Origin of the sequence: Nocardia sp. NPDC058518 (assembly GCF_042719655.1) — a bacterium.
GTDB lineage: Bacteria > Actinomycetota > Actinomycetes > Mycobacteriales > Mycobacteriaceae > Nocardia.
In genome coordinates, this window is the sequence record NZ_JBHXNJ010000001.1 from 1,043,969 (window position 1) to 1,052,355 (window position 8,387).

Here is an 8,387-nt window from a genome sequence, read left to right on the forward strand (position 1 = left end):
TGTGTTCCCGCGCAAACCAAATCGCGTCTCGCTCACCGAGACACGCACGACAACACTGCAACGATTCCGTTACGTTATAGCGATGTTCTTAGCGAGACTCGGTGTGCGCACCCGGATTCTGGCGATTGCCCTCATACCCAGTTTGACTCTGGTGGTGGTCGGCGTCGGTACGGCGGGCTACCTGGTCGAGCAGAGCAACAAGGCCAAATCATGGGCTGTGCAGCTGCAGGAGGCCGCAGTGCCCGCCCGCGAGCTGATCGAATCGGTCCAATCCGAGCGGCACCTCACCCTGGCGCACCTGGCCGGCGACGAGACCGCGGCGCTGGGGCTCGCCGCGGCGCGCACGCGCATGGACGGGGCGTTTCGCGGGCTGATCCGCGCAGGCGATAACCTGCGCGCGATCGATGACTCCAATATCGGCGACGACAAGGCCGGTTTCGCCACGCTCGGCACGCATCTGGACGGCGTGCGCAAGGGCGCCGATGCCCGGATGCTGCCGATTTCGGACGCCTACCTGTTCTACAACTCGTTGCTCAACGTGATCATCCAGGGCACCAAGGTCGCCGAGCGCGCGGCGCCCGACGCGGTCGTCGCGTCCGGTGTGTCCGAGGGATTGCGCTTGCTCGGTGCGGCCGAGGCGATGTCACGCAGTAACGCGGTCGCCGCCGCGATGGTGGCTTCGGACGGAACCTCGGCCATCCCGCTCGACGAGTTCACCAACCAGACCGGCCTCTACCACGGCGAAATCGCCAACCTGGCGGCCGGACTCGACGAACCGGAGCGCAGCGCCGTCGTGGCCTTGACGGCCACCGGACACTGGCAGCAGCTCGCCGCCATGGAAACCGCTCTCGTGCAGCGTTTCGCGGTGTCGTCGGCCACCCAGGCAAGCACCTCGACCAGCAAGACCGTCACACCCCCCGCGCTGCCCCTGGCGACACCGGAATGGCAGAACGCCGCGGCCGAGGTCAACCGGAGCCTGCTCGACTCGTATGCCGGCTACAACGACCACGTCCAGAAGCTCGCCGAGGACTCCGCTCGCAAAGCCGAGACGAACGCCGCGCTGGCCGGCGGCGGCGTGCTCGCGCTCAGCGCGCTCGTCTTCATGGTCGCGGTGATCCTGGCCAACCGGATCATCCGCCGCCTGCGCCGCCTGCGCACTGCCACACTGCAACTCGCCGACGAGAAACTGCCCGCCACCATGCGCACCCTGCGCGACGGCGGCGAGGTCGATCCGGCCGAGACCGCCCCCACCCTGGACTTCGGGCACGACGAGATCGGTCAGGTCGCAAAGGCCTTCGAACACGCCGCCGCGGCGGCGATCGGTGCCGCGGTCGACGAGGCCCGTACACGGGAGGGTGTGCGCGCGGTGTTCCTCAACATCGCCCATCGCAGCCAGATCGTGGTGCACCGCCAGCTCGAGATCCTCGACGAAGCCGAACGCCGCCAAGAGGATCCGGCGCTGCTCGAGACCCTGTTCCGGCTCGACCACCTGGCCACCCGCGAACGCCGCAACGCCGAGAACCTGATCATCCTCGGCGGCGGTCGCCCGGGCCGGCAGTGGCGTCAGCCGGTGCCCGTGATGGACGTGGTGCGCAGCGCCATCGGTGAAACGCTCGACTACGCGCGCGTGCGGGTCACCAAACTGCCCGAGGTCAGTGTCGTCGGCACCGTCGTGGCCGACCTCGTGCACCTGCTCGCCGAGCTGGTCGACAACGCCACCGCGTTCTCCCCGCCGCAGTCGCGGGTCGAGGCGGGCGGCAATATCGTCGGCAAGGGTGTGGTCGTCGAGATCACCGACCAGGGCATGGGCATGAGCGCCGACGACCTGGTCCGCTACAACAACATGCTGGCCGATCCGCCGGACTTCGGTGTCGGCACGCTGTCCTCGGACTCGCGCCTCGGCCTGTTCGTGGTCGCCCGCCTCGCCCTCGCGCACGGTGTGTCGGTGCGGCTGAGCGAATCCGATTACGGCGGCATCCGTGCCATCGTGCTGATCCCCCAGCAGTTGCTGGCGGGCGAGGCCGATCTGGCGGGCACGCCGCCCACGATGACCGGCCCGCTGCGCCGCGGCCTGCCCGCGCCGCAGGATTCGGGACCGCTCGCCGCCCTCGAATCGGCACCGGCGTCGGTCGCGACGCTGGTTGCCGACCCGCCGACCCCACGTCCGATGGCGCCTGCCCCGGATGCACCCGCCGTGCAGACCCCGCGCTACGACACCGACTCCGACGAACGCCCCGCGCTGCCGCGCCGCAGCAGGCAGACGAATCTGGCGCCCGAGCTCACCGAGCCCGCCGCAGAGACGCCATCGGTGCCCGAGCGCCCCCGCTCCGCAGAACAGGCGCGCGACATCATGTCCGCGATCGAGAACGGCACCCGTCAGGGTCGCAAACAACAGACCACATCGAACCAGGACGAACAGGAAGGCTGAGGTGAACTCTTCCCCCGGTGATCTCAACTGGCTACTCGACGATCTCGTCGACCGGCTGGCAGGGGTCCGCTACGCGGTTGTGCTGTCCACCGACGGACTGCTGCTCGGACGCTCCTCGCAGATGAAGCGTGAAGACGCCGAACACTTCGCCGCCATGTCCTCGACCCTCTACGGTCTCGCGCGCAGCGCGGGTAGCCGGTTCGACGGCGGCGGCGTGCGCCAAGCGGTGATCGAGCTCGATCGCGCGGTACTCTTCGTCACCTCGGCAGGTGAAAATGCTTGTCTGGCACTGCAAGCCAACGAGTCCGCCAATCTCGGCATGGTCGCCTACGAAATGAATCTCACCGTGCAGCGGGTCGGCAGCTATCTGTCGACGGAGCCCCGGCACGGGCATGCGCAGCTATAGAAAGTTTCGACTATGACTCGACTCGGCGATCCGTGGTTCGACGACGCGGCCGGACCCCTGGTCCGGCCGTACGCGGTGACCCGCGGCCGCACCATGGGCGCGGCGCACGACCTGGACATGCTCACGGTGGTGGTAGCGGTACATCCCGCCCCCACCCTGCGCAAACCAGAACCCGAGTACACGACGATTGCACGATTGTGCAAGCGTCCGCAGTCGGTGGCCGAGGTCTCGGCCGTGCTGAAACTGCCTCTGGCGGTGACCAAGATCCTCGTCGGTGATCTCATCGCCGAGGGCCACCTCATCTTCCGGGCTCCGGTAGCGGCCGAGGCCGGTACCGGTGACCTCAACATATTGCGAGCGGTTCTGGATGGCATCCGAAAACTTTGACCCGATGTCCGTAGGCGACCAGCACATGGCCGCCTCGGTCAAAATCCTCATCGCCGGCGGCTTCGGCGTCGGCAAGACCACCATGGTCGGCGCGATCAGCGAGATCGCGCCGCTGCGGACCGAAGAGCTGATCACCGAGGTCAGCACCGGTGTCGACGATCTGTCGGGCGTGGAGCAGAAGCACACGACCACCGTCGCGCTCGACTTCGGTCGCATCACCATCGACCGGGACCTGGTGCTGTACCTGTTCGGCACGCCCGGACAGGACCGCTTCTGGTTCCTGTGGGACGAGCTGTGCCGTGGCGCCCTCGGCGCGATCGTGCTGGCCGACACACGGCGGCTGAGCAATTCGTTCGCGGCGGTCGACTTCTTCGAGCGGCGCGGCTTGCCGTTCCTGATCGCGGTGAACTGCTTCGACGGTGCCCCGCGCTACACCGTCGACGAAGTGCGTGACGCGCTCGACCTGGATCCGAACACGCCGGTGATCCTGTGCGACGCGCGCGATCGACCCTCGGCCAAGGCGGTGCTGACTCACCTGGTCGAGTACCTGATCGATCGCGCCGCCCGGACTCCGGTCACCACCTGAGCGGCTAGGCCGAGCCCGGCGCGGCTACTGCCCGCTCCGCGGCTCGGCTGGTCTGCTCCCAGGCCGACCAGGTGGCCATCTTGGCGCGCGCGAGGTCGAAGGCCAAGTCGTACACCATGTTTCCGAGCAGCAGGCGCAGCGGCGGTTCCTCGGAGCCGACGAGCGTGAGCAGCGCCTCGGCCGCCAGGGCCGGTTCGCTGTCGACCGAACCCTCGGCCCACTGCGCCTCGAGCTGGGCCCGTAGCGGGGCGTAGGCCTCGATCGGCGTGGTGTTCGCCATCGCCGAATACAGGTCGGTCCAGTACCCGCCCGGCTGCAGAATGCTCACCCGCACACCGAATTCCGCAGCTTCCATGGCCAGGGCCTCGGTCATTCCCTCCAGTGCGAATTTGCTCGCGGCGTACATGCCCGACAGCGGGAACCCGGCGAGTCCGCCGATGCTCGAGACTGCCACGATGTGCCCGCCGCGCTGGGCGCGCAGGTGCGGGAGCACGGCCTGGCTCACCCACAGCGCGCCGAAGAAGTTGACCTCCATCTGCGCGCGGGCCTCGGTTTCGGTGAATTCCTCGATCATGCCCATCGACAGGGTGCCCGCGTTGTTGACCACGATGTCGAGACGGCCGAAATGGGCGACAGCGGCATCGACGGCCGTGTGCACCGCGGCGCGATCGGTGACGTCGAGGGTCAGCGGCAGGACCTGCCCCGGATAGGCGGCGGCGAGTTCGTCGAGCGCGGATCCGGTGCGAGCGGCGGCGGCGACCCGGTCCCCCACCGCCAGTGCGGCTTCGGCGAAGGCACGGCCGAGACCGCGGCTCGCTCCGGTGATGAACCAGACACGGGATGCGGTGGTACCGGCGGTGGTCATGGTGATCCTCCTTGCCTAGACAAGACGTTGCGTCTCGTCTGATGATCAGAGAATGCCACCGGATCGCCGCCTTGTCAAGACGCAACGTCTCGTCTCTTTCGTTGCTACGATGGCGGCATGAGTCAGCAGGTGAACCCCGCGCCCCGGCCCCCGGCCGACGCGACCCGGCGCAACGAGGGATCCCGGCGCGCGATCCTGTCCGCCGCCTTCGAGCTGGCAGGCGAGATCGGGTTCGACAAGCTGACCATCGAGGCGATCGCCGCCAGGGCAGGGGTCGGCAAGCAGACGATCTACCGGTGGTGGCCGTCCAAGGGCGCCGTCCTGCTCGACGCTTTCCTGATGCTCAGCGAGACCGGCGACGACGCGACACCGGGCCTGCCCGACACCGGCGACCTGGAAGCCGACCTGAAACTCGTCCTTCGTGCCACCGTCGCCGAACTCGCCGACCCCCGCTTCGACCTCCCCCTGCGCGGCCTGACCAGCGCCATCATGCACGACACCACCCTGGCCGCCACCTACGTCGAACGCCTCCAAGGCCCCGTCGACGACCTCAAACGCCGCCGACTGGCCGCCGCGCAGGCCGCGGGCCAGATCGCCGCCGACCTCGACCTCGACGTGGCCATCGCGATGATCTGGGGTCCACTGATGGACCGGTGGTTACTGCGCACGGGCACCCTGACCACGGAATTCGCCGATCGCGTGGTCGAGACCGCCCTCCGCGGCCTGCGCGGCTGAACTCACGGAACCGGCTGTCCGACAACGATATCCGGCCGACTCGGCCGGGCCGACGAGCACCAGCCGAGCAGCGGCACCGTTACCCGCGTAGCGATGCGGGCAACAGGGAACGTTCACCCGCGCCGGGGCCGTCCACCGGTTTCAGGTCGCGGCCGTTGACCCGCTCCCCGCAGTGCGAGCACGTCGGCTCGATCGTGGCGACATGGCCGCAGCCGCGATGCAGCGCCTCGACCGGGGCACCGTTCGGGGCGGCCCATTCGTCGCCCCACTGGCGCATCGCGGTGACCACCTGCCAGAGGGAGCGACCCTTGTCGGTCAGGCGGTAGTCGTAGCGGACGGGGTTGTCCTGATAGGGCTCTCTGGTCATGATCCCGTGTTCGACGAGGCCGTCGAGTCGCTGGGTGAGCACATTGCGGGCGATGCCGAGGCGCTCGCGGAAGTCATCGAAACGGGTCACGCCGAAGAGGGCGTCGCGCACGATCAGCAATGTCCACCACTCCCCGACCACCTCCAGGCACTGAGCCAGGGAGCAGTTCATGTCTTCGAAGCTGGTGCGCCGCATGACCCGAGTGTAGTCGGTTGCATGAAAGAACTCACCAATCTAATGTGAGTTGCATGATGAAACTCACTGGGCGTCTCGGCGCACAATTCGCCCTCACTACCGGGGAATCCGGGCAGTGGAATGCCGTTGTCGACGATTCGTGGCGCGGCTGGACCGGCCCGCACGGCGGCGCGCTCGCCGGGCTCCTGATCGAGGTCGCCCAGCGGGCGAGCTCGCGCGACTTCCCTGTGCGCGCCGCCGATGTCCGGTTCCTCGGCAGACCGGCGACCGGCGCGTTCACCCTGCGCGCCACCGAACACACCGTCGGGCGCAGCACGACGATCCTGGACGTGATGGCCGAACAGGACGGTGCGCCGGTCGCCGCGGCCACCGTCACCCTCGGCGCGCCCGGCGCGACGGCGATCCCCGCCCACAGCGCCCGGCCCGCGCCCCACGTCGCGGCTCCGCAGGACTGCGCGCTGTTCCAGCTGCCCCCCGAGATCGTCCCCGTCGGCGCGCATTTCGTCATCCGCCCCGCCGCAGGCCCGTTGCCCCTCAGCGGCGCGGATGAGGCGATGATGTGTGCCTGGATCGCGCTCGACCCCGCGCTGCCCATCGACGCGCCGAGTCTGGCCGTTCTCGCCGACGCGCTCCCACCCGGGCTGTTCCCACTGCTCACCGCGCCGGTCGCCGTCCCGACCGTCACCCTGTCGCTGCAACTCCACGCCGACCTCGTCGACCTCGGTGACGCACCTGTGCTGGTCCGCGCCGCGAACGTCAGTTCCGGCGGCGGCTGGTCGGTCGATGACACCGATATCTGGGACGGTGCCGGCGTGCTGCTCGCCACCGCCCGTCAAACCCGCCGCGTCCTCGGCTGAACGGGAGCTCGATCATGAAATCCGTTGCCCCGTCACGGGAGACGAACCCGCGGTTGGTGCTCGCCATCGTCTCCATCGGTGTGCTGTTGTCGAGCCTTGACCTCTTCATCGTCAATGTCGCCATGCCCGCCATGGCAGCCGACTTCGACGCCGGACTGACCGAATTGTCCTGGGTGCTCAACCTCTACGCCATCGTCTTCGCCGCCCTGCTCGTTCCCGCCGGTCGGCTCGGCGACCGCAGCGGTAACCGCGGCACCTTCCTCACCGGCCTGGCGATCTTCGTGATCGGGTCGGCGCTGTGCTCGGCGGCCTGGAACGTGGAGTCGCTCATCGCCTTCCGTGTCGTCCAGGCCGTGGGATGCGCGCTCCTCACGCCGTCCTCGCTCGCCCTCGTGCTCGCGGCGACACCACCGGAGCGACGTGCGAGCGCGGTGCGGCTGTGGGTCGCCTTCGGCGGTCTCGGTGCGGCGCTCGGCCCGGTCCTCGGCGGGCTGCTGGTCGAAATCGACTGGCGCTGGGTGTTTCTCGTGAACGTGCCGATCGGGTTGGCCGCTCTCGCGATCGGCGTGCGCAAGCTGCCGTGCCCGCCCGCCGGGGGTGGTCCGCTGCCCGATCTGCTGGGCGCGGGAGCGCTGATCGGCGCGGTCGGGTCCTTGATCCTGGCCATCGTCCAAGGTCCCGAATGGGGCTGGACCTCCACCGGGGTGCTCGCCGCGTTCGCTGTCGCGCTCGCCCTCGGTGTGGTCTTCGTGGTGAGCTCGGCTCGCCATCACAGCCCGATCGTCGACCCAGCCCTGCTCCGGGTTCCGAATTTCGTTCTCGCGGGGGCGAATTCGCTGGTGTTCCAGATCGCGTTCGCGGCCATGCTGCTCTCGGTCACGCTCTGGGCGCAGAACGTGTGGGGGTGGTCGGCGTTGCAGACCGGGCTGGCGATCGCGCCCGGCCCACTGGTCGTGCCGTTCGTCGCCGTCGCCGCGGGCAAGCTCATCGCCCGAATCGGCGCGGGCCCGGTGATCGCGGCAGGCGGGCTCGCCTTCGGCGGTGGCCTCCTGTGGTGGGCGCGCGCGGCCGAACTGGCACCGGATTATGTGGGCGGTCTACTCGGCGGGATGCTGCTGACCGGCCTCGGCGTCGGGCTGACCCTGCCGACCGCGTTCGCCGTCGGTGCGGGAAACCTTCCCCCGCAACGCTTCGCGACAGGATCGGCCGTCCTGAGCATGGCCCGCCAACTCGGCCTCGCCGTCGGCGTCGCGGTCCTGGTAGCCATGCTGGGCACCCCTGACACCCCGGCCGCCACGCTCGACGCCTTCCAGCGCGCCTGGTACGTGACCGCCGGGGTCGCGGTCCTCGCCGGGCTCATCGGCTTCGCTGTACGGTCCGGATCGCAGAGCGGGCCACCGGTCGAATCGCCCGGCGTCGGCGAACCCGCTGCCGCCGCGCCCGAAAAATCGGGGGGCGCAGCAGTTTCCGCTTGACCCGAACGGTCGGCGACCCAGCGGTCGCGGCGCCTCCCGCGCCCCCCCCCCCCACAGAGCCCCAGGGTGGCACCCCGCGAGACACT

9 protein-coding genes are annotated in these 8,387 nt (G+C 69.2%); 7 read left to right on the forward strand and 2 right to left on the reverse strand.

What is annotated here, in order from left to right; genetic code table 11:
• The first annotated feature begins 82 nt into the window (after positions 1-82).
• Genes ACFWPX_RS04565 through ACFWPX_RS04580 form a run of 4 tightly spaced genes read left to right on the forward strand, consistent with a single transcriptional unit; the run spans position 83 to position 3,807 of the window.
• On the forward strand, positions 83-2,428 hold the full coding sequence (locus tag ACFWPX_RS04565; protein WP_378926024.1) for a nitrate- and nitrite sensing domain-containing protein: 2,346 nt from the start codon (positions 83-85) through the stop codon (positions 2,426-2,428).
• A 1-nt stretch (position 2,429) separates the two neighbouring features.
• Positions 2,430-2,834 (forward strand): roadblock/LC7 domain-containing protein, encoded by a 405-nt coding sequence (locus tag ACFWPX_RS04570; protein WP_056809728.1) that lies wholly within the window; start codon positions 2,430-2,432, stop codon positions 2,832-2,834.
• A gap of 12 nt (positions 2,835-2,846) precedes the next feature.
• Complete coding sequence (locus ACFWPX_RS04575) at positions 2,847-3,221, forward strand: DUF742 domain-containing protein (protein ID WP_378914292.1); 375 nt, start codon at positions 2,847-2,849, stop codon at positions 3,219-3,221.
• Between the two features lie 4 nt (positions 3,222-3,225).
• Complete coding sequence (locus ACFWPX_RS04580) at positions 3,226-3,807, forward strand: ATP/GTP-binding protein (protein WP_378914293.1); 582 nt, start codon at positions 3,226-3,228, stop codon at positions 3,805-3,807.
• 4 nt (positions 3,808-3,811) lie between these two features.
• Here ACFWPX_RS04580 and ACFWPX_RS04585 read toward each other — a convergent pair whose 3' ends face one another.
• Complete coding sequence (locus ACFWPX_RS04585) at positions 3,812-4,672, reverse strand: SDR family NAD(P)-dependent oxidoreductase (RefSeq protein WP_378914294.1); 861 nt, start codon at positions 4,670-4,672, stop codon at positions 3,812-3,814.
• A gap of 117 nt (positions 4,673-4,789) precedes the next feature.
• Here ACFWPX_RS04585 and ACFWPX_RS04590 point away from each other — a divergent pair, with 117 nt between their 5' ends.
• Complete coding sequence (locus ACFWPX_RS04590) at positions 4,790-5,407, forward strand: TetR/AcrR family transcriptional regulator (RefSeq protein WP_378926026.1); 618 nt, start codon at positions 4,790-4,792, stop codon at positions 5,405-5,407.
• 79 nt (positions 5,408-5,486) lie between these two features.
• On the opposite strand, the gene ACFWPX_RS04595 is transcribed toward ACFWPX_RS04590, so the two are convergent.
• On the reverse strand, positions 5,487-5,969 hold the full coding sequence (locus ACFWPX_RS04595; protein ID WP_378926028.1) for a winged helix-turn-helix transcriptional regulator: 483 nt from the start codon (positions 5,967-5,969) through the stop codon (positions 5,487-5,489).
• 53 nt (positions 5,970-6,022) lie between these two features.
• Between ACFWPX_RS04595 and ACFWPX_RS04600 the strand changes: the two genes are divergently transcribed.
• Positions 6,023-6,826, forward strand: coding sequence for an acyl-CoA thioesterase (locus ACFWPX_RS04600; RefSeq protein ID WP_378926030.1), 804 nt, complete (start codon positions 6,023-6,025; stop codon positions 6,824-6,826).
• Between the two features lie 14 nt (positions 6,827-6,840).
• Positions 6,841-8,301, forward strand: a complete 1,461-nt coding sequence (locus ACFWPX_RS04605; protein WP_378926032.1) for an MFS transporter — start codon at positions 6,841-6,843, stop codon at positions 8,299-8,301.
• The last annotated feature ends 86 nt before the right edge of the window (positions 8,302-8,387 follow it).